Origin of the sequence: Rhizobium sp. Root1220 (genome assembly GCF_001426265.1) — a bacterium.
Lineage (GTDB): Bacteria > Pseudomonadota > Alphaproteobacteria > Rhizobiales > Rhizobiaceae > Rhizobium.
In genome coordinates this window covers 83,467-102,765 of the sequence record NZ_LMDG01000001.1, presented here as the reverse complement: position 1 = coordinate 102,765, position 19,299 = coordinate 83,467, and the positions used below count along the sequence as shown (strand labels likewise).

Sequence of the window (19,299 nt, the reverse complement as noted above, 5' to 3'; positions counted from 1 at the left end):
CATGATGGCTCGCGATACTGGAATTCTGGCAGACACCGCGATCGCCGCGCTGTTCGAGGCGGGGCGTCTCATTTCCGAGCGCGAGCTTGATCGCGATCAGGTCCAGCCGGCGAGCCTCGATCTGCGCCTCGGCGCCAAGGCCTTTCGTGTCCGCGCAAGCTTCATGCCGGGGCCGTCGCACTTGGTTGCCGACAAGCTGGATCGCCTCAGCCTGCACGTCATCGATCTGTCGGAAGGTGCCGTGCTTGAAACCGGCTGCGTATACATCGTGCCGCTGATGGAGCGATTGGACCTGCCGGCCGGGATGTCGGCTTCTGCCAACCCGAAAAGCTCGACCGGACGCCTCGATATATTCACCCGCGTCATCACTGACTACGCGCAGGAATTCGACAAGATCCCGGCAGGCTATTCCGGACCGCTCTATCTCGAAATAAGCCCGCGTACGTTCCCGATCGTCGTTCGTCGCGGATCGCGGCTGTCGCAGATCCGGTTTCGAGTCGGGCAGGCACTGCTTAGCGAGCCTGAACTGCTGGCGCTGCACGACGCTGAAACGCTGGTCGCCAGCAAGCAGCCGAATGTGTCGGGCGGCGGCATCGCGCTGTCGATCGACCTTGCCGGTGACAAGGATGGCCTGATCGGCTACCGCGGCAAGCACCATACGGCCGTGGTGGACGTCGACAAGAAGGCGCAGCACGACATCTACGATTTCTGGGAGCCTCTCTATAGTCGTGGGCGCAACGAGCTCATCCTCGATCCCGACGAATTCTACATTCTCGTCTCGCGCGAAGCCGTCCATGTGCCGCCGCACTACGCCGCCGAGATGACGCCCTTCGATCCGCTCGTTGGTGAGTTTCGCGTTCACTACGCCGGTTTCTTCGACCCGGGCTTTGGCCATGCGCCTTCCGGCGGTCGCGGCAGTCGTGCGGTGCTGGAAGTGCGTAGTCACGAAGTTCCGTTTATCCTCGAAGACGGCCAGATCGTCGGTCGCTTGGTCTACGAACACATGCGCGAACAGCCGTCGAGCCTCTACGGCTCGGGGCTGGGCTCAAACTACCAGGCGCAGGGCCTTAAGCTCTCGAAGCACTTCCGCCTCTGATCCGATCGCTTGGCCGCTTGACAGGGAGGGCCTTCTGTTGGAAGTCTCCATCTTGCGCGGGTGTAGCTCAATGGTAGAGCAGCAGCTTCCCAAGCTGAATACGAGGGTTCGATTCCCTTCACCCGCTCCAGAAATTTCGATGATCACGGTCGGTGTGGCGGCCACTTCAATGGCGTTTCGCTTGAGTATTTAATGCGTGCTTCGGCTTGGGACGGGCGGCGGTCCACGACCAATCAAGTTTCATTGTCATTCGCTACGAGTGCCATAGTACATTCCTACTATCACGCTGGTGTCGATCCAATATCGAAGCCCCCAATTGTCAGCGTTGCCGCGAGTTTGATGGGGCTCTAGGCTTCCTGGCTTGCTAGGGAAACGCCCCGTGGACGAGACCAATGTTGCGCAATTAGTTTTTGCCTTGAGTGCCGCCCGGCAAATCGCCTTGCGGGAGGGGCCGGACTTTGACCTCGCTGTATACCATATCCGTCAGGCGATCCAGGCAACCAAGGACGAGGCATTCCGGCAAGGAATAGTTGTCATCGACCAGAAGGAGCCAGATCATCTGTCCTAGTCGTACCGTCGCCCCGACATGGATGATTGCCCCATCCCGATGACCGTCGCCGGTGCGAACTCTGAAGCTCGGTCGCAGACTCCGTGCTGATACTTGACAAAATTCTAATAAACATGGTTAATTTTTAACTATTCTCCGATATCACGGGAACGCAGGCGACTGTTGGTCGTTGTCGGCATGATCAGGAGGAGTGCCAGAATGCTTTTGAAGATTTTCACGGCGAAGCGCGAGATCCGGGATTACGGCGACACCGGTACCTACGCGGATGGTTACCATGCACCCGAAATGGCGGTCGCCGCCTACAAGCGGGACGATGATCGCTCTTCATATGAACGGGACTACGGTCGCGGCCGCGAAATCGGAGAGATTCCGATCGGCTTTGTTTGAGTTCCACGGCGCCGAGAGGCCTTGTCGAACTGTTCGATTGATGGCGGAAGAGCGATGCAGCAATCAAAAAGGGCGGCCCAGAGCCGCCCTATTCGCATTTGGTCACGCTGATATCAGAACTCGGTCCAATCGGCGTCCTTTCCTGCATCCGTGCCGCTGAAGGCATCGGCGAGCTGTTGCCCGAGAGCGCGTGCGGGCGACGCTGCGGGACGCGACACGCCCGACGTGGCCACACGGACGGGCGCTTTGCGGACGGTGGCCGCATACGAAACGGGACGCGCTGCGGCGCTCGGACGCTGCGGAGCCGTCGCCGCTCCGGCGGTGAACCCACCGGTGCCCGTCAGCTTGAACTGGTCGAGCAGCGTGTTGAGCGCGGCAGCTTCGCTCGCAAGCTTGTGGCTCGCGGCAGTGCTCTCCTCGACCATTGCGGCATTCTTCTGCGTGCCTTGGTCCATCGTGTTGACGGCGGTGTTGATCTCCTGCAGCCCCGTCGACTGCTCGCGTGCAGCTTCTGCGATTGCATGGACGTGCCGGTTGATCTCCTCGACTTCGTTCACGATTGCATCGAGCGCTCTTCCGGTTTCCGCGACAAGCGTCACGCCGGTCTGGACATGACTCCCGGATGTGCCGATCAGCGATTTGATTTCGCGCGCAGCATTGGCGGAACGCTGCGCCAGTTCACGCACTTCCTGGGCGACGACGGCAAAACCCTTACCGGCTTCGCCGGCCCGCGCTGCCTCAACGCCGGCGTTGAGGGCCAGCAGGTTCGTCTGGAAGGCGATGTCGTCGATGACTCCGATGATGTTGCCGATTTCGACCGACGATTGCTCGATCTGCTGCATCGCGTTGACGGCCTTGCGGACCACCTCCCCTGATTTTTCCGCGCCGCCGCGAGTGCGGGCAACGAGCGTTCGCGCTTCTTCGGCCCGCTTGGCGGCGTCCCGGACCGTGGTGGTGATCTGTTCCAGGGCCGCGGCTGTCTCCTCCACGGAGGCGGCCTGCTGCTCTGTGCGCTTCGAGAGCTCGTCCGCCGACGAACGGATTTCGCCTGCCCCGGCGGTGATCGCACGGGCGTTGTCACCGACATTCAGCATCGTTTCGTTGAGCCGCTGGGCTGAATTGTTGAAATCCTGGCGAAGCGCGTCGAGATCGCCCGCGAAGGGCGTGTCGATCGGTGAGGCCAGATCGCCTGCCGCCAGCCGTTGCAATCCGGCGCCGAGTGCGCTGACGGCGCGCGAAAGATCTGCGGCTTCGGTTGCCCGCTGGGCATCACGTTCACGGCGTTCGCTGTCGCTCAGGGTGCGGTTGCTGTCCGCCTCGTGTTCCAGCCGAACGCGTTCAACCGCATTGTCGCGGAAGGTGGCGACGGCACTTGCCATCTGGCCGATCTCATCGCGACGCTCCAGGCCTTCGATCGCACTCTCTGTCTCGCCCTCGGCAAGTCGCACCATCCGCTCGCGCAGCTTCGCCATGGGTGCAGTGATACCGGCCTGCGCAATATAGACGCTGAGGCCAACCGCGCCGAGAACGGTCAGGCCGATCAGCGCGAAGCAAAGAATGATCCGCTGGTTGACCGAGACGGAGAGTGCATCGCCGCCATCATTGAGCAACGCCATCAGTGCATCGTTGTTTGCAATCATCTTGGGTGTTACGGCGTTCAACTCCGCGTTCAATGAACTGGCGGCGAGTTGGGCTCCGGCACTGTCTTTCACCTTGGCGAGGTCTATGACCTTGCTGGAAAGAGCCTCCATCTGCTCGATGCCGACGAGGATCTCGTCGATCGCCTGCTTCCGGCTGGGAACGAGTGCCGCGGCCTGCTCAAGGCGTTCGCGCGCTTGCGGCATCTTGCTCGGGGTGGAAAGCGCGGTGTCGAAGGCGGGGGTATCCGGCTTGAGACCGGCGATCAATGTCACCTGAAGCACCGCCGCTGTGGCCGAGGCGCTGGCGCGCGACGCCTGCATGGCCGCCAGCGCCTCGTGGTCTATGAACGCGCTATAGGTCGCGTCGGCACCACGGAATTCCTTGATGACATAGACAAGGCCAGCGACCGCGATGGCCCCCAGAAGCGCTACGACCGAAATGATCTTGGTTCGGATTTTGAAGTGCTTGAGCATGATATGTCCAGTCGCTTTCCTGCTCCGTTAGTGCCGTTCAGGAAGCAATTAAGAGAGGTGTGGCATGACGCAAGGAAACGGCATGGAGGGATGCCTCGGAGGCTCGACATGTGCATCATGCATTCGGCAAGGACCGGCGTCGTCTCGCCCATAGAATGGGATATTGCTTAATGCGGCGCTAACATCGCCTGTCTGTCCCCGGAAAATTCAAGTGACCCTCACATGCGCTGCCGGACGTCTATTACCGGGATGGGCCGATGAGCTGTCTTGTCCCAGAAAAACGGCTTTACGGGCAGCTGAAAAATGGCGCGCCATGCCGCAACCGAAATCATCAGCCAGTAAACCGGGATGCCGATCCATCGCCATCCGACGCGTTTCTTTTCGTCGCGCAGCATTGCGATCCTGCCCAGCAGCAAAAACAGGCCGTAGCTTGCGAGCATGTTTGCACAATCCAGTACAAACAGCGCGCGTTCGCCGGTTCCGGGTGAGGGAAACCCAAGCATCAAGTAGCTGGCGGTGGAAACGAGAAGCATGATGAGCCAGGGATGAGTGAGGGAGGAAAGAAGCATTCCACCGATCAGCAGCTGAAAGACCAGGAAGGGGCCGACGCCCATTTCGTGCACGAGCTTTGACGGCTCGCGCATCATCACCAGCCAGGTTTGAAGCCAACCTTTGAACCAGCGCGTCCGCTGGTTGAGCCAGATGTTGAAGGTGCCGGGAGCTTCTTCATAGGTCGGACAGTCGACGGTCCCGCATCGATAGCCCAGCCTATAGAGCCGCATACCGAGATCGGCATCCTCCGTCACGTTGTACGGGTCCCAGGCGCCGCAGGTCCGGAGTGCGGCCACGCGCAGGTGGTTGGACGTTCCGCCAAGAGGCATGGGCATACGCCACCGCGCCAACATGGGCAGCAGCATGCGGAACAATGCCGCGTACTCGAGCGCAAAGACGGCACTGATCCAGGAGGCCCCGCCATTCGATATGACGAGCGGTGCCTGGAGGCATGCAATGTCGCTGCGGCTTACAGCGAATTGCGCATGGGCGGCACGCAGTTGGTCGGGATGGGGTCGGTCCTCGGCATCGTAGATCACGACGAATTCGCCACGGGCGGCGGCCAAAGCGTAATTCAGTGCCTTTGGCTTTGTGCGAGGGTGTGCCGGCGGCACTTCGACGATCTCGAATTGCGGTCCGGGTCTTTCGGCCCGGAGCGCCTCGATTGTTGCATGGTCGTCTGCCTCGCAGACCAGCTTGATGTCGAGCCTTGATGGTGGCCAGTTGAGGCGGCTCAGGGCGGCCACCAGTTGGCCCGCCACATCCGCTTCCCTGTAGAGCGCCACAAGAACCGTATAGACCGGAAGGTATCCGGATGGCAGCGGATCCGGTAACCGGCGCCGGCGAGGGACCACCGCTGCAGCGCGGACCAGCAAGGCTGCCATGTAGAAGAGCGAAACTGCCACGTGCAGAATGGTTAGCGTAAGCGCGCTTGATGTTGCGGCGAAAGCAAATGCGCAAATACCGGTGCCGGCAAGAAATCCCTGCTTGCCGGAAAGCACAATGCGCGCGCTGAAACGCGCTTGGCTCTCGAAAAGCGTACTTACGCTCTCGCGGAGCCGCCGTCCGGCGCCGGCCTGCCAAACCGCGGCTCGAACGGCGGACGGTGTGGTTATGACCATTCGTTCCGCCAGGCCCGGTTTGTTCTCGAATGCCTGGGCAAGCGTTGCCATCTTCCGCGCCTCGGGTACAAGCGCGTGCATGGTTTTGTTGATGTAGTTCAGCCGCAGCATGCTTGGTTCCAGCAACCGGGTGTCGAGCGCCGTATCGTCGCCAACGTGGGAGGGGTCGATGGCCGAAAGGAAGGGGAGCCTTAGCCCTCGCGCAAGGGCGGCGTAATAACTGTCGGCATCGACCAGGCCGTTTGCAAGAAGCTCCGTTTCGATCGTTGTGCCATGGCTGCGCGCCGCCCGGGCCGCGCGGGCAATCGTCGGTTTGCTGATGCCGAGTTGAAGCAAAACGTCTGCCTCAAGCTGATGAGAATCCGTCGCAGCGCGAGCCGGAGGCTGCGCATGAGAAGATGAATGATTGTCTGGCGTCCGGCTTAGATCTTTGATCCCGCCCGGCGCATATTCCCCGATACGCATGACTCTGATACACCGTCTTTGAGTGGCAGTGCATGTAATCCCCGAGGCAGATCATAATGATGCAATTTAAACTGGCATCCCTGAATATTAGGGGGCTTTGCAGCTTTTGGCTGTCTCTGGTTGTATTTTTATGCCCGATCGCGCTGTGCGCACAGCAGGCGACCCCGTCTCTGCCGCTGTTGTTCGATGCCAGGGAGCGCCTCGCCAAGCCCGACCTTTCGGCTTTGGTGCGTCTGCGCTTTTTGACGTCGATCGATTTTCCGCCATTCAACTTCACAGACCAGAACGGCAAGCTTGCAGGGTTCAACATCGATCTCGCGCGCGAAATTTGCGGCGAGCTTGAAATAGCGGACAAATGCCAGATCCAAGCGCTACCTTTCGTTGACCTAAATGCCGCTCTTGCCGCATCTCAGGGCGACGCGGTGATCGCGGGTATTGCGGTAAGCGATAAGCTGCGTCAGCAGTTCGCCTTCACGCGTCCCTATCTGATGCTGCCTGCCCGCTTTGTTCGCAATCTGAAGATCCCGCTAAAGGGTGAAGGGGCTGGCGCGCTGGCGGATCACTCCGTTGGCGTCGTCAAGGCCACCGCGCACGAGGCGATGCTTGCGGCCTATTTTCCGAGGCTGAAAGCCGTTTCGTTCGACAGCAAGGAGGCACTCCTTGCGGCGCTGAAAGCCGGCAAGGTCGATGCCGCCTTCGCCGATGCGCTGCAGCTTTCCTTCTGGGTCTCGTCGCCGGCGTCGGAAAAATGCTGCGCCCTGTTCGACGGACCGTATCTGTCCGAGCAATTCCTGGGGGAGGGCATGACCATCATGCTGCGCCAGAAGGATGATATCCTCGCCGCAGCACTCGATCACGCCCTTGCTGCACTGTCGCGCAGCGGTCGCCTGCAGGAAATCTACCTGCGATATTTCCCGTACGGCCTTTACTAGCCCTTGCGGAAGCGGGCGATGGCGCTGCGCTCGATGGCGGCGCAAGTCAGCTTGTCGAGACCGAGACGGTCACGCAGCAGGCTGAGCAGGCGCAGCTCTTCCGCCTTTACCGAGAGGTCTGCCGACGCCACCTCGACGGCCAATGCATAGGCCGTGTCGTAAAGGCGTGAGGGCAGCGTATCCTTGACTGTCTCGAGCACCACGTCGAGACCTTCGGGGCCCGCCAGGAGCGACGCACAGTCCCGAGCAACCGAAATCAGCTTCTCGTCGTCAAAGTCGCGAAAGACCGGCAGGAAGCCGATCAGTTGGCCGATGCGCTCCAATTCGCGGTCGTTCATCGTGCTGTCGACGGCGGATGCCATCACCATCACGTAGATCAATGCGTCATGGGCAGAAAGCGGCTTGTTCATGTCTAGATATTCCCTCTGAAGCGAGTTCCAAGTTTAGGAACTGGCCAGCGGCATTACAAGGGATCGGGCGACACATCCGGCGATTGAACATCCGGTTCGGTCGTCATTGTCCTGTTGCGAGGATCACCGCCATAGATACCTTTGCGTGCCTGCCTTGCGTTCTCGCCGGCGTCGGCAAGCTCTGACCCGCCCGTTGCGGCCGCCCAGCCGTTTTCAACGAGCCAACGGGAGAGATCTTGGGTGCCTATCTTGCAAGCGGCTGTTACCGTTCCAGTCCATTGTGCGTCATCGATATCGCAATTCACCGTCCGTAGCCTGAGGAAGAGCCGGAAGTTGGTCTTCGCCAGCATGCCACATGGCCAGTCCCGGCCATCGGTATCCGTACACGTCCGATCCGCCGGTGTGGGATTGACGCCGGCAAGCAGCAACCGCCTGTCGCCAAAGGCAACGACCCCGGCGCTCTCCGCGATAGGACGCGCGAGGTCGACCCCCTTGTCTTCGACCGCCTTTGGTTTCGCCGATACTGGGGCAGCGATGCGCTCCAAGGGCTTGCCACCCACGACCGCGGGATAGAACTGGCTCGCGTCATCGACCGGCCGCGCGTTCATGCTGGCTTCGGGGTTCGGCGTCGGCTGCGGAAGTACAGCCGGTTCACGCGCCGTCGCGCTAGGTGACGTTGTCGGTTCGACATCCGTTTGCGCCACTTCAAGCCGCTTCCCGCCTGCAGCAACAAGACCGGCAACGATCCCGACCCCCGCAACAGCAGTAACAATTGCCGCAGCACGCATGGAAGATTTTCCTACTGACTAGCCCAGATGATCCGGGCGATCCAGTCTACGTCCGAAAGCTCGATCGTCCGGTTCGGATGTTCAGGGTTGAGTGACATCAGCTCGATGGAACGCGGGCTCTGCCGCAGCAGCACCTTGGCCATGACCTCGCCCTCGCGCGTCTTGACGACGACGCGGTCGTTTCGGCGCACCTGTGCGCCCGGTTCGACGATCAGCACGTCGCCATCCCGATAGAGCGGCATCATGCTTTCTCCCTGCACCTCGAGCGCATAGACGCCGGCTTTCTGCGACGGGGCGGCCGGAAACTCCACCACGTCCCAGCCCTGTCCGGCCGGAAACCCGCCGTCGTCAAAAAAGCCGCCGGCACCGGCCTGTGCAAAGCCCAGCAGCGGAATAGAGCTGCCCTGTGGCGGAAAGGCGCCGTCGGGCAGGGTGGAAAAGCTGCTGGCCGGCCGCATGAAGGCCATGAATTCTTCCATGGTGGAGCGGGTCGCATCCAACACCTTGGCGATGGATTCCGTCGATGGCCAGCGGAGCCGCCCGTCGGCCGACAACCGCTTCGACTTGTTGAACGAGGTTGGATCCAGGCCTGCGCGCCGGGCAAGGCCGGACGGCGACAGGTCATGCCGTTCGGCAAGCCGATCGATCGCTCCCCAGATCTGCTCGTGTGACAGCATGTCTCGTAATTCCGGACGCCCATGGCGGGTTTTTCAATCCGCTAAAATACTAGCTGCAAGCGCTGCGGGAGTAAAGAGACGAGAGGAATAAAATCCTTTACGGCAAGCCTACGCGACCAGTGCCACGTTGATCTTGCCGAGCTGGATGACCGCTTGCGTGCGGCTGTCGACATCGAGCTTCAGCAGAATGGCGGAAACATGGGCCTTGATCGTTGCCTCGGAGACGCCGAGCTCATAGGCGATCTGCTTGTTGAGCAGTCCCTCCGCCAGCATCGTCAGTACCCGGCTCTGCTGCGGGGTCAGGCTATGCAGCCGGTGGATCAGCCGGGCAACGTCGGGATCCTGCTCCTGGCCATCGCGATAGTTCGCCGGGATGGCAATGTCGCCAGCCAGAACGGCCTGGATGCTGCGGCGGATATCGTCGATGCCGGAGGATTTGGAGATGAAGCCGGATGCGCCCAGCTCCAGCGCCCGGCCGATCGTGGTGGCGTCGTCGGAAGCGGAGATGATGACGATCGGCAGGCCGACGAATTCGGAGCGCAGTGCCATAAGGCCGGAAAATCCGCTGACGCCAGGCATGGCGAGATCGAGCAGCATCAGGTCCGCGTCCGGGTGATTGCCGGCAGCCATTCGGGCGGCGGTGAAATCGCCGGCCTCCACGATCTCCTGATGCCCGTCCATGCCGGTTACGGCCTGACGCAACGCATCACGAAAAAGGGGATGATCGTCGGCTATGATGATTGTCTGTTCCCGCATCGAAACCTCCCTCCCAAGAGTTCGACCATCTCCTCATGCACCGCGAAAACCCGCAACACATGCCTCCATGCTGATACGACTATAGCAAATCATGTCTTTTGCGGAAGGGTATTGCGCTGGTCTTCGCTCTGGAATTCCCTGACTATCCCCATGAAGCTCCGCATCCAGCGCTCCATGATGCGGATCGAGCGGTCGATCTCGGCGTCGGACGGAAGTGCCTTGTTGACGATGCTCTTGTTCTCAAGCGCCGTTACCCGCCGCGACAGCCGGTCGAGTTCATCCTCGTAGGCTGCTCGCTCATCGGCCGCCATGCGGCAGACCAGAGAGCCGTCCTTCTCCTCGCAAAGCGACATGGCGCCCGTCTGCCGGTCGAGCCGCACGAAGTGATCGCCGATGCGCTCCAGCTGGAAGCGGGACGCGTCGGGTTCCGCGGCATAGGCGGCGATTGGCAGCAGAAAGACAGCCAGGCTGAGTGCGATCTTTTTCATGCTTTCCTCCCGAAATATCCGTGGCGGTCGCATTTTTCGCGTCGGGGCGTGGACATCGCCGGCTCTTTGCGGCAAAGCCCGGGAAAGACCAGCCATTCATGAGGGCTATCATGACCCTGACACCGACGCTTTACAAGATCGTGACGGAAACGCTCTGGCAGGAGGCCCGCGAGACGGGTGTCTTTCGCGGCGCAGCGATCGATCTCAAGGACGGCTTCATCCACTTCTCGACCGCAAGCCAGGCCAGGCAGACTGCGGCGCTGCACTTTGCCGGCCAGGCCGGTCTGCTGCTCGTCGCTATCGACGGCGCAGCGCTCGGCGACAAGCTCGTTTTCGAGCCCTCGCGCGGTGGCGATCTCTTCCCGCATCTTTACGCAGACCTGCCGCTGTCGGCCGTGCTTTGGGAAAAGCCGTTGCCGCTGGACACCGCAGGCAACCATATCTTTCCGGACCTACAACCATGATCGACCTCTTCAAGCATGCCGCCCGCAAGGGTCTTTTCCTCTTCGACCCAGAAACGGCGCACGGCATGTCGATCGCGGCATTGAAATCAGGGTTCGTGCCGGCCTGCGCGATCCCGCCCGACCCACGCCTACGTCAGACAGTAGCCGGCCTCGACTTCGCCAATCCGCTGGGCATGGCGGCAGGCTTTGACAAGAATGCGGAGGTGCCGGAAGCGCTGCTGAAGATCGGCTTCGGCTTTACGGAAATCGGCACGGTGACGCCGAAGCCACAATCCGGGAACCCGCGCCCGCGCATCTTCCGTCTTGTCGAGGACGAAGGCGTCATCAATCGTCTCGGCTTCAACAACGAGGGCCATGACGCCGTTTTTGCGCGTCTCTCCCGGATATCGGGCAATGGCCTCATCGGCGTCAACATCGGTGCCAACAAGGATAGCGACGATCGTATCGACGACTACCTGAAGGGCATCCGGCGCTTTTATTCGGTGGCGCGTTATTTCACCGCCAACATCTCTTCCCCGAACACGCCCGGCCTGCGTGACCTACAGGCACGTGCGAGCCTTGCTGCCCTGCTTTCCGCAGCGCTTGCAGCACGCGACGAGGAGGCAGCCAAATCCGGCAGGAAAATCCCGGTGTTCCTGAAGGTCGCCCCGGATCTCACCGAGGAAGGGATGGACGACATCGCCGCCGAGGCGTTGTCGCATGCGCTGGACGGGCTGATTGTTTCCAACACCACGCTTGCCCGCGACGGTCTGAGGGATCAGCGTCAGGCTAAGGAAACAGGGGGGCTCTCCGGCAAGCCGCTATTCGAGAAATCGACGGCAGTGCTGGCGAAAATCCGCAAGCGCGTCGGTCCGGCATTGCCGATTATCGGCGTGGGCGGCGTATCTTCGGCGGAAACCGCATTGGAGAAGATCAAGGCAGGGGCCGACCTCGTGCAGCTCTACTCCGGCATGGTCTATGAAGGTCCGGGCCTGCCTGGCGAGATCGTCCGTGGCCTGTCGAAGCTGCTTGACCGCGAGAAGGTCTCCTCCATCCGAGACCTACGCGGCAGCCGGACCGACTATTGGAGCGCGCGAAACGTCTGATCGGCACGCGGTTTCACCAGTATCGCCAGAAAGACGCCGCGAAACAGCAGGAAGCTGTTCATCGCCAGCCACAGGCCGTGGTTGCCGAATAGCGGCACGAAAACGGCAACGGCGACCAGGTAACCCGCAAAAGACATCAGCATCCGGTTGCGCATGTCGCCGGACCATGTGGCGCCGATGAAGACGCCATCCATCAGGAAAGCCAATGCGCCGGTCAGCCCGGTGATTGCCGCCCACGGCATGTAGGTTTCCGCCGCTTGTCGGACCTCGGGTGAGGTGGTGAGCACCGAGATCAGCCATGGGCCTATCAGCAGCAACAATACCGAGATGATGCCCGCCAGCCCGAAGGACCAGATCGCCGTCAGCTTGAGCCCGCGGTCGAAGGCCGGACGATAGCGTGCGCCGACCGCTCGTCCGGTGATCTGCTCTGCTGCGTTGGCGAGCCCGTCGAGATAGTAGCCCGACAGCAGGAAGAAATTCATCAGTACGGCATTGGCGGCCAGCGTCACGGCGCCGAAGCTTGTGCCGATACGCGTCATTAGCGTGTAAGCGGCGAGCAGCACGAAAGTTCGGATTAGGATGTCGCGGTTGAGTGCGAAAAGTTCCGCCAAGCGGTGCCGCGAGAGGATTTCCGCCCATCCCGGTCGGTCGGCGCGGTCGAAGCCGCGCACGACGATAACAAGCCCCACCAGCGCGCCCGCTGTTTCGCCGGCCATCGTACCCCAGGCGACGCCTGCGACACCCCAGTTCAGCCAGATACCGAGGAAGATCGCGAGCACGATGTTGATGCCGTTGATGATGCTCTGCAGCAGTAGGCCGACGGTGCCCTGGCCGCGGCCGAGCACGAAGCCGAGAATGGCATAATTGGCGAGTGCCGCAGGTCCAGCCAGGATGCGGATCGAGAAATAGGTGCTGGTCGCCTGCGCAACGGCCGCCTCCGGTCCCATCAGCTTGAGCCCCACGCCCAGCAGCAGCGGTGAAAGACAGAGCAGCGCCAGGCCGCAGCCGACCGCCGAAATCAGCGCCCGCCAGAAGACGCCCTGCTGCGCACATCGGTCATGCCGCCCATAGGCTTGGGCCGTCAACCCGGTCGTTGAGGCGCGCAGGAAGTTGAAGCTGCCGAGGATGAGATCGAAGAGCACGGCGCCGATCGCCAGGCCCGCCAGCGCGTCCGGCTGGCCCATATGTCCGACGACACCTGTGCCGACGAGGCCGAGCAGGGGCGTGGTGATGAAGCCGAGTGTCATGGGGATGGCGATGGACAGCACCAGCCGGTGCGTCACATCGAATGCCAGTCCGTGCTCGTTGCCCCGTATGTCCATGTCTGCCTCTGAAAAGGGAGGCAGAATCGCCTCAGCTGGAAAGCACCATTGCCCAGTACGGGACGTTTTTGGAAGCCGGATTGTGGGCCACCGCGACACCGAGACCGGTGTAGCGGCCAAGCATGTTTTCGAGGTGGTGCTGTGAGTTGATCCAGGCGGTCACGACGGCAGGAACCGACTGCTGGCCGGCAGCGATATTCTCGGCTGCCGGCAGCTGAACACCACTCGCCTTGACACGCGGGCCGAAGCCGTCGGCGATACCCATCACATGCTTCATCTTGCCGGCGGACGCCATGCGCTTGGCCTGATAGAGAGCAGCAGCCGTTGCCGCTGGATCAATGGAGAGCGGCGGCAGGCCGTTCTTCGCGCGCAACTGGTTGACGAGCGGCAGGGCTGCTGCCGTCTCGTCGTCGCCGTTAGACGGAATGGAGGATTGCTGCGGCGCAGTGGTGCAGCTGGCGACGCCGGCAACCAGCGCCAGACCCGAAAAACGCAGAAGACTGCGGCGCGAAAGATCGATGGAGGTCATGTTACCGCCGATAGCTAAAGAGACGAATGATCACGAAAATCGGGATGACCACGGTGGCGCCGAGCAACAGATAGTCACCCACGCGGCCGAGCGCGGAGAAGCCGCGATGCCAGACTTCCAGAACAAAATCGCGGACACCATAAACGAAGTCGAGCGGTGCCCAGCCGAGCACCGCCATGACGAAGCCGACGATCAGCGACACGACCAAAAGCTTGATCAATGTGCGGCCGAGGGAATCGCCCAGAAACTTGTTCACCTGATCGGACATGCGCCATCTCCTGTTTATCCCTGAAATACGGGCGCGAGTCGTCGCTCGCAAGCCTTTTTCAGAGCTGGCGCCTTTGGCTCTGAAATAGGACTTGAGTTTTTTTGTGGCCGCCGCCAAATGCGGGCCGTTCCAACAGGTCTCAGACATGCCGCCCAACCAGCTCACGTCAGGCGACGTCATCGCCGATCGCCGCGCCGACTACGCCAGGATGCTCGACGAGGGTGGTGAGCCCGACGCTGCCGCCGAACTGATGGAGCAGGCGCTGGAACTGGTGCCCGCATGGGCCGCGGGGTGGTATCGCCTCGCTACCTATCGCGAGAAGGCCGGCAATCTGTCGGGCGCGATAGAAGCCTACAGGCAGACGCGCGGTCTCGGCGAGAACGATATCTTCGGCGCCGAACTCAAGCTCGCGCTCCTCGGGGCTATCGCCACGCCCGACCGACCGCCGAGCAGCTACGTCGAACGCCTGTTCGACGACTACGCAGATCGTTTCGATGCGTCGCTGGTCGAAAAACTCGACTACACCGTGCCGCAGAAGCTCGCGGCGTTGATCGCCACGACCGACCGACATTATGCGCTGGCCGTCGATCTCGGCTGCGGCACCGGATTGCTCGGCCCGGAAATCCGTGGTCGGGTCGGCCGCCTCGAAGGCTTTGACCTCTCGCAGAACATGCTGACCAAGGCGGCGGAGAAGAACGTCTATGATCGCCTTGCCCAGGCTGACCTCTCGCTTGCACCGGATGCAACGGGCCTGTTCATCGATGGACCGGAGCATCGCGCCAACCTGATCACCGCGGCCGATGTGCTGATGTATCTCGGCAACCTCGAAGCGGTCTTCGATGCCATCGTCGCACTGGCTTTGCCAGATGCCGACGTCGCGTTTTCCGTCGAGGATGCAGGCGAGGGGGAGAGCTTCCATCTTGCGCCGTCGCTGCGATATGCGCATTCAGAAGCGTATGTTCGCAGCCTATGCGAACGTCATGGCCTAACCATCAGCAAGGTCGTCAAGACGGTCATTCGCAAAGATGGTGCCAATAGCATTTCCGGTATTCTGTTCCTTGCCCGCAAGGGACTGTAGGCGAACGATTCTTGCGAAAGCGAAATAGGTCAGTATTGCTTACATATTTTTCTTGAAAAGATCGCGGAAGCGGCTGATAATCAAGCGCATCGACCCGAGAAGCGCCGCCGTAACAAGCGTGCCAGACGGTACATCATTCACCCAAATTCTGTCCCGCTTGAGTATCCTCGGGCGTCGTTGACATCGCCTGCTATCGGAGATTAGCGACATGACGCAGTTCATCAACGCGCTTGGCTTCTGGAACACGAGCGCCACCCGCCACACGCCTGTGGAAGACGTCCAGGGCATATTCTCCGGCAGCCTCGTCGCCGCACTCGGCCTCTACGTGCTTGCAAGCGCCGGCCTGCTCACGGGTAGCACCGCCGGTGTCGCTTTCCTGCTGCACTATGCTTTCGGCATGAACTTCGGTCTCGCGTTCTTCCTGCTCAACCTGCCGTTTTTCTATCTCTCCTGGACGCGCCTCGGCATGTCCTTCACTGTGAAGACCTTCGCCGCCATCGGTCTGACTTCGGTACTGACCAGCTTGCAGCCAAAGGTCATGACCATCGCCACCATTCATCCGGCATGGGCGGCGCTGCTCGGCGGCCTGTTGCTCGGCTTTGGCCTGCTGGCGCTTTATCGCCACCGCGCCAGCCTTGGAGGCGTGGGCATTCTCGGCATCTACATGCAGGAGCGTTTCGGTATTCGCGCGGGTCTCGTGCAGATGGCGATCGACCTATGCGTGCTTGCCGCGGCCTTCTTGGTCACCACGCCGCCGGTGGTGTTCTATTCGGTTCTGGGCGCTGTTGTCTTGAACCTTTTCGTGGCGATCAATCACCGGGCCGATCGCTACATCGCACTTTGACGCCTGTCTCCCCACGCCGCGGGGAGACAGCAATTCCTCGGTCTTGACGTCAAGCCGCCTTCGACGGCTTGTCGATCGGATGCTGCGAGCGGAAGCCGACGGCAAGGCGGTTCCATACGTTGATTGCGCCGATCGCCACTGTGATCTTGGTGATCTCCTCTTCGCTAAAGAGAGCCTTCAACGCCTCGAAATCGCCATCCGGTGCACCGGTCTCGGCAATCCTGGTCACAGCATCGACCCAGCCAAGCAGCGCCCGTTCGCGAGCGTCATAGACCGGTGATTCACGCCAGACGCACATCAGATTGATCCACTGCTCGCTGAGACCGTCGTGGCGGGCTTCCTTCACGTGCATGTCCACGCAATAGGCGCAGCCGTTGATCTGCGATGCGCGCAGCTTGATGAGATGGATGAAGCGCCGCTCGAGGCCCGACGCCTGGATGAATTCTTCCAGCGCGACGACGGCTTTGTAGGATTCAGGCGAAGCCTTGGCGAAATTGAAACGCGGTTGCATGGGTAGTCTCCTTTTTGTTGTGGCTCAACGGGCCGTTCGACGTTCGTGGAGATCCAGAAAGGCGCACCTTCGTGCTGCGATGGTTCCGTCATCGATCTCGGAAAGTTCTGCTCCGATATCGGCGATGCTGGTCTTGGCGAGCTCGGCGCGATAGACGCGTTCGGCCCGCAGCATTGCGGACGCGATATTGCAGGGCTCGGCAAAGAACCGGTCAGGGGCGGGGTTCGGTCCGCGCTGGCGTATTTCGTTACAGCGGAAAGCCGGAGCCGGACCTTCGACTGCGAGCACGATGTCCAGCAAGGTAATATCCTTTGGCGCCTTCGCCAGCCGATAGCCACCTTTCGGGCCAGGCACCGTGTCCAGGATGCCGGCCCCTGAAAGCGCCTGCAGGTGCTTCAGCAGGTAGCTGGTCGAGATTCCGTGAAACTCCGCCAGGGCCGCGGCTGAAAGCACGCTGCCTTCGGACAATCCTGCAAGCATCGAGACGCTGTGAATCGCCTGTTCGACGCCTTCGCCGAGCTTCATGATGGTTCTCCCTATGTCGTGGATAAAAAATATCCATGATAAGAGATTTTGTCAAGACACGGTTTCCGATCTCTGCCGGCATCCACCAAATATCCAGTGACTCATAGTCTTTCAGCCAAGTCGCCACGGGCTTGTGAAGCGATAAGGATTCGCTAAAGTCATGGTGCATGACAAAAACAAATTCCAAAAGGGAACAGCAATGAAGAAAACGATTTTCCTGGCAGCTGCCGCGCTGCTGGCAGCGACGCATCTGGCTTCGGCCGAGGACACCATCCGGATCGCAACTGAGGGCGCCTATCCTCCTTTCAACTACGTTGAATCGGACGGCAGCCTGAAGGGTCTGGATGTCGACATGGCCAATGCGTTGTGCGAGGAAATGAAGGCGAAGTGCACGATCGTCGCGCAGGATTGGGATGGCATAATCCCAGGTCTATTGGCCAAGAAATATGACGCGATCGTCGCCTCGATGAGCATCACCGAGGAGCGCAAGAAGCAGATCGACTTCACCAACAAATACTATACGACGCCGCTGGCCGTAGCCGTTCCCAAGGACAGCGCGCTGAAGGGGGTGAGCGTCGAGGACATGAAGGGCAAGGTCGTCGGCGCCCAGTCATCGACAACGCAGGCCGACTACCTCAACGATGTCTATGCCAAGGGCGGCGTTGAAGCGAAGATGTATCCAACGCAGGATGAGGCTGTGGCCGATCTGCAGAACGGCCGCATGGACGCGCTCATTTCGGATAAGTTCGTCGTGGTCGACTGGCTGAACAAGGCCGGCAAGGATTGCTGCACGCTGCTTGGCGATGTACCGGGAACCGAGACGCAGGCCGGCATCGGCATCCGTCAGGGCGAGCCTGAGCTGAAGGAACGCTTCAACAAAGCGATTGATGCGCTGGTTGCCAACGGCACCTACCAGAAGATTACCAAGAAGTATTTCCCCTTCGATATCTACTGATCGGCTCGTCGTTTGTACCGTGTGGGGGCATTGTGCCTCCACACCTTTCGGCTATTAAGCGCTCCCATGAAAACAGATATTCTCGTTCTCGGCGCCGGCATCGTCGGCGTCAGCGCGGCCCTTCATTTGCAGGATCGCGGCCGCTCCGTCGTCCTTGCCGATCGCGGCGAACCGGGCGGCGGCACCAGTTACGGCAACGCCGGCCTGATCGAGCGCTCGTCAGTCATTCCGTATTCGTTCCCGCGCCAGATCGGTCCCCTGCTAAGGTACGCGCTGAACAACGCAGCCGACGTCCGCTACGATCCAGCCTACCTGCTGCGCATAGCGCCGTGGCTCGCCCGATACTGGTGGCATTCCTCGCCCGCCAATCTGGAAAAAGCCACCCGTGCGCTGCTGCCGCTGGTGGAGGCGAGCGTGTCCGAGCATGACAGGCTGATCGAGCGCGCCGGCGCGGCTCATCTGATCCGCGAGAAGGGCTGGATTTCCTTCTACAAGAACCCGCGCCGATACGCGGCCGCCCGCGCCGATGCCGAAAGCCTGTCGCCTTTCGGTCTGTCGATGCGCGTTCTCGATAGCCAGGACTTCCTTGCGCTGGAGCCGGCCTTTGCCGATCGTGCACACGGAATTGCGGGCGGCGTGCATTGGCTCGACCCGAAGACAGTGACGGACCCACTTGCGTTGACCAGAGCCTATATGGATCTCTTTTTACGCGGCGGGGGCAAATTCCTGACGGCCGATGCCTCAGGACTGCGCGAGGAGAAGAGCGGCTGGTCGTTGCAGTCGGGTACAGGCGATATCGTCGAGGCGGGTGAAATCGTCGTGGCGCTTGGTCCGCAATCGGGCCGGATCTTCCGCAAGGTTGGCTACTCGATCCCCCTCGCGATCAAACGGGGCTATCATCGCCACTATGGGCAAGTTGACGGTCCGCCGCTCACGCATTCCGTCGTCGATGAAGAAGCAGGCTATGTGCTGGCGCCGATGGCGCGCGGTGTCAGGCTGACAACCGGCATTGAATTCGCCGCCCCGGATGCGCCTGCCAACATGATCCAGCTCCGCCGCGACGAGGACTACGCCCGCCAGCTGTTCCCGCTTGGGGAGCCGGTCGAGCAGACGCCCTGGCTGGGCCTCCGGCCCTGCCTGCCCGATATGCGGCCGGTGATCGGCCCGGCGCCACGCCATCGTGGCCTATGGTTCAACTTTGGCCATGCCCACCACGGTCTGACGCTCGGTCCCGCCAGTGGAAGGCTTCTGGCCGAGCAGATGTGCGGTGCCCCGACCTTTGCCGACCCGATCCCGTTCCACCCGCATCGCTTCCTCTAGACGCGCCATTCTAATTCGTCAGCCGGTGCACTACCTTTAGCGCC

The 19,299-nt window shown here is 61.2% G+C and carries 22 protein-coding genes and 1 tRNA gene; 11 read left to right on the top strand and 12 right to left on the bottom strand.

The features are described 5' to 3' along the window. The first annotated feature begins 1 nt into the window (after position 1). From ASC90_RS00500 to ASC90_RS00485, 4 genes are all read left to right on the top strand, one after another. On the top strand, positions 2-1,096 hold the full coding sequence (locus ASC90_RS00500; protein ID WP_056534215.1) for a 2'-deoxycytidine 5'-triphosphate deaminase: 1,095 nt from the start codon (positions 2-4) through the stop codon (positions 1,094-1,096). A gap of 56 nt (positions 1,097-1,152) precedes the next feature. Beyond that, positions 1,153-1,226: transfer RNA gene (locus ASC90_RS00495), tRNA-Gly, on the top strand. A gap of 249 nt (positions 1,227-1,475) precedes the next feature. Beyond that, on the top strand, positions 1,476-1,664 hold the full coding sequence (locus ASC90_RS00490; RefSeq protein ID WP_056534213.1) for a hypothetical protein: 189 nt from the start codon (positions 1,476-1,478) through the stop codon (positions 1,662-1,664). A gap of 198 nt (positions 1,665-1,862) precedes the next feature. Then, positions 1,863-2,051, top strand: coding sequence for a hypothetical protein (locus ASC90_RS00485; RefSeq protein ID WP_056534211.1), 189 nt, complete (start codon positions 1,863-1,865; stop codon positions 2,049-2,051). Between the two features lie 113 nt (positions 2,052-2,164). Here ASC90_RS00485 and ASC90_RS00480 read toward each other — a convergent pair whose 3' ends face one another. Both ASC90_RS00480 and ASC90_RS00475 read right to left on the bottom strand, forming a co-directional pair. Continuing rightward, positions 2,165-4,165: a methyl-accepting chemotaxis protein gene (locus ASC90_RS00480; protein WP_056534209.1), complete on the bottom strand. Its 2,001-nt coding sequence runs from the start codon at positions 4,163-4,165 to the stop codon at positions 2,165-2,167. Between the two features lie 218 nt (positions 4,166-4,383). After that, a complete protein-coding gene (locus ASC90_RS00475) occupies positions 4,384-6,174 on the bottom strand; it encodes a glycosyltransferase family 2 protein (protein ID WP_244480267.1) in 1,791 nt (596 codons plus the stop codon). A 185-nt stretch (positions 6,175-6,359) separates the two neighbouring features. Between ASC90_RS00475 and ASC90_RS00470 the strand changes: the two genes are divergently transcribed. After that, complete coding sequence (locus ASC90_RS00470; protein ID WP_056534205.1) at positions 6,360-7,235, top strand: transporter substrate-binding domain-containing protein; 876 nt, start codon at positions 6,360-6,362, stop codon at positions 7,233-7,235. On the opposite strand, the gene ASC90_RS00465 is transcribed toward ASC90_RS00470, so the two are convergent. The 5 genes from ASC90_RS00465 to ASC90_RS00445 form a co-directional block, all read right to left on the bottom strand. Continuing rightward, positions 7,232-7,645 (bottom strand): tellurite resistance TerB family protein, encoded by a 414-nt coding sequence (locus ASC90_RS00465; RefSeq protein WP_056534203.1) that lies wholly within the window; start codon positions 7,643-7,645, stop codon positions 7,232-7,234. The genes ASC90_RS00470 and ASC90_RS00465 overlap by 4 nt on opposite strands. Positions 7,646-7,698: 53 nt before the next feature. Then, positions 7,699-8,433, bottom strand: coding sequence for a thermonuclease family protein (locus tag ASC90_RS00460; protein ID WP_056534201.1), 735 nt, complete (start codon positions 8,431-8,433; stop codon positions 7,699-7,701). A gap of 11 nt (positions 8,434-8,444) precedes the next feature. Continuing rightward, positions 8,445-9,110: a helix-turn-helix transcriptional regulator gene (locus tag ASC90_RS00455; protein WP_056534197.1), complete on the bottom strand. Its 666-nt coding sequence runs from the start codon at positions 9,108-9,110 to the stop codon at positions 8,445-8,447. A 108-nt stretch (positions 9,111-9,218) separates the two neighbouring features. After that, on the bottom strand, positions 9,219-9,866 hold the full coding sequence (locus ASC90_RS00450) for a response regulator transcription factor (RefSeq protein WP_056534195.1): 648 nt from the start codon (positions 9,864-9,866) through the stop codon (positions 9,219-9,221). An 89-nt stretch (positions 9,867-9,955) separates the two neighbouring features. Continuing rightward, positions 9,956-10,354 carry a hypothetical protein gene (locus ASC90_RS00445; RefSeq protein WP_056534193.1) on the bottom strand — a complete coding sequence of 133 codons (399 nt, stop codon included), beginning with the start codon at positions 10,352-10,354 and terminating at the stop codon, positions 9,956-9,958. Between the two features lie 110 nt (positions 10,355-10,464). Between ASC90_RS00445 and ASC90_RS00440 the strand changes: the two genes are divergently transcribed. Then, a complete protein-coding gene (locus tag ASC90_RS00440; protein WP_056534190.1) occupies positions 10,465-10,818 on the top strand; it encodes a DUF952 domain-containing protein in 354 nt (117 codons plus the stop codon). Then, positions 10,815-11,903, top strand: coding sequence for a quinone-dependent dihydroorotate dehydrogenase (locus ASC90_RS00435; protein ID WP_056534187.1), 1,089 nt, complete (start codon positions 10,815-10,817; stop codon positions 11,901-11,903). The genes ASC90_RS00440 and ASC90_RS00435 overlap by 4 nt, the downstream gene beginning before the upstream one ends. Here the strand turns inward: ASC90_RS00435 and ASC90_RS00430 are convergent. The 3 genes from ASC90_RS00430 to ASC90_RS00420 are packed head-to-tail and all read right to left on the bottom strand — an operon-like array spanning position 11,879 to position 14,022. Beyond that, entirely contained in the window at positions 11,879-13,225 is a 1,347-nt protein-coding gene (locus tag ASC90_RS00430) for an MATE family efflux transporter (RefSeq protein WP_056534185.1), read from the bottom strand. The genes ASC90_RS00435 and ASC90_RS00430 overlap by 25 nt on opposite strands. Before the next feature lie 31 nt (positions 13,226-13,256). Then, entirely contained in the window at positions 13,257-13,754 is a 498-nt protein-coding gene (locus ASC90_RS00425) for a CAP domain-containing protein (protein WP_056534182.1), read from the bottom strand. 1 nt (position 13,755) lies between these two features. Further along, positions 13,756-14,022, bottom strand: a complete 267-nt coding sequence (locus ASC90_RS00420; RefSeq protein WP_056534179.1) for a DUF6460 domain-containing protein — start codon at positions 14,020-14,022, stop codon at positions 13,756-13,758. A 145-nt stretch (positions 14,023-14,167) separates the two neighbouring features. On the opposite strand from ASC90_RS00420, the gene ASC90_RS00415 reads away from it, so the two are divergent. Together ASC90_RS00415 and ASC90_RS00410 are read left to right on the top strand one after the other, a co-directional pair. Continuing rightward, positions 14,168-15,100, top strand: a complete 933-nt coding sequence (locus tag ASC90_RS00415) for a methyltransferase domain-containing protein (protein WP_056535179.1) — start codon at positions 14,168-14,170, stop codon at positions 15,098-15,100. A 208-nt stretch (positions 15,101-15,308) separates the two neighbouring features. Beyond that, positions 15,309-15,944: a YitT family protein gene (locus ASC90_RS00410; protein WP_056534177.1), complete on the top strand. Its 636-nt coding sequence runs from the start codon at positions 15,309-15,311 to the stop codon at positions 15,942-15,944. Positions 15,945-15,993: 49 nt separating this feature from the next. Here ASC90_RS00410 and ASC90_RS00405 read toward each other — a convergent pair whose 3' ends face one another. Continuing rightward, positions 15,994-16,455: a carboxymuconolactone decarboxylase family protein gene (locus ASC90_RS00405; protein WP_056534174.1), complete on the bottom strand. Its 462-nt coding sequence runs from the start codon at positions 16,453-16,455 to the stop codon at positions 15,994-15,996. Between the two features lie 24 nt (positions 16,456-16,479). After that, positions 16,480-16,980, bottom strand: coding sequence for an Rrf2 family transcriptional regulator (locus ASC90_RS00400; RefSeq protein WP_056534171.1), 501 nt, complete (start codon positions 16,978-16,980; stop codon positions 16,480-16,482). 199 nt (positions 16,981-17,179) lie between these two features. Between ASC90_RS00400 and ASC90_RS00395 the strand changes: the two genes are divergently transcribed. After that, a complete protein-coding gene (locus ASC90_RS00395; protein ID WP_056534168.1) occupies positions 17,180-17,935 on the top strand; it encodes an ABC transporter substrate-binding protein in 756 nt (251 codons plus the stop codon). A 66-nt stretch (positions 17,936-18,001) separates the two neighbouring features. Next, a complete protein-coding gene (locus tag ASC90_RS00390) occupies positions 18,002-19,255 on the top strand; it encodes an FAD-dependent oxidoreductase (RefSeq protein ID WP_056534165.1) in 1,254 nt (417 codons plus the stop codon). Positions 19,256-19,299 lie beyond the last annotated feature (44 nt).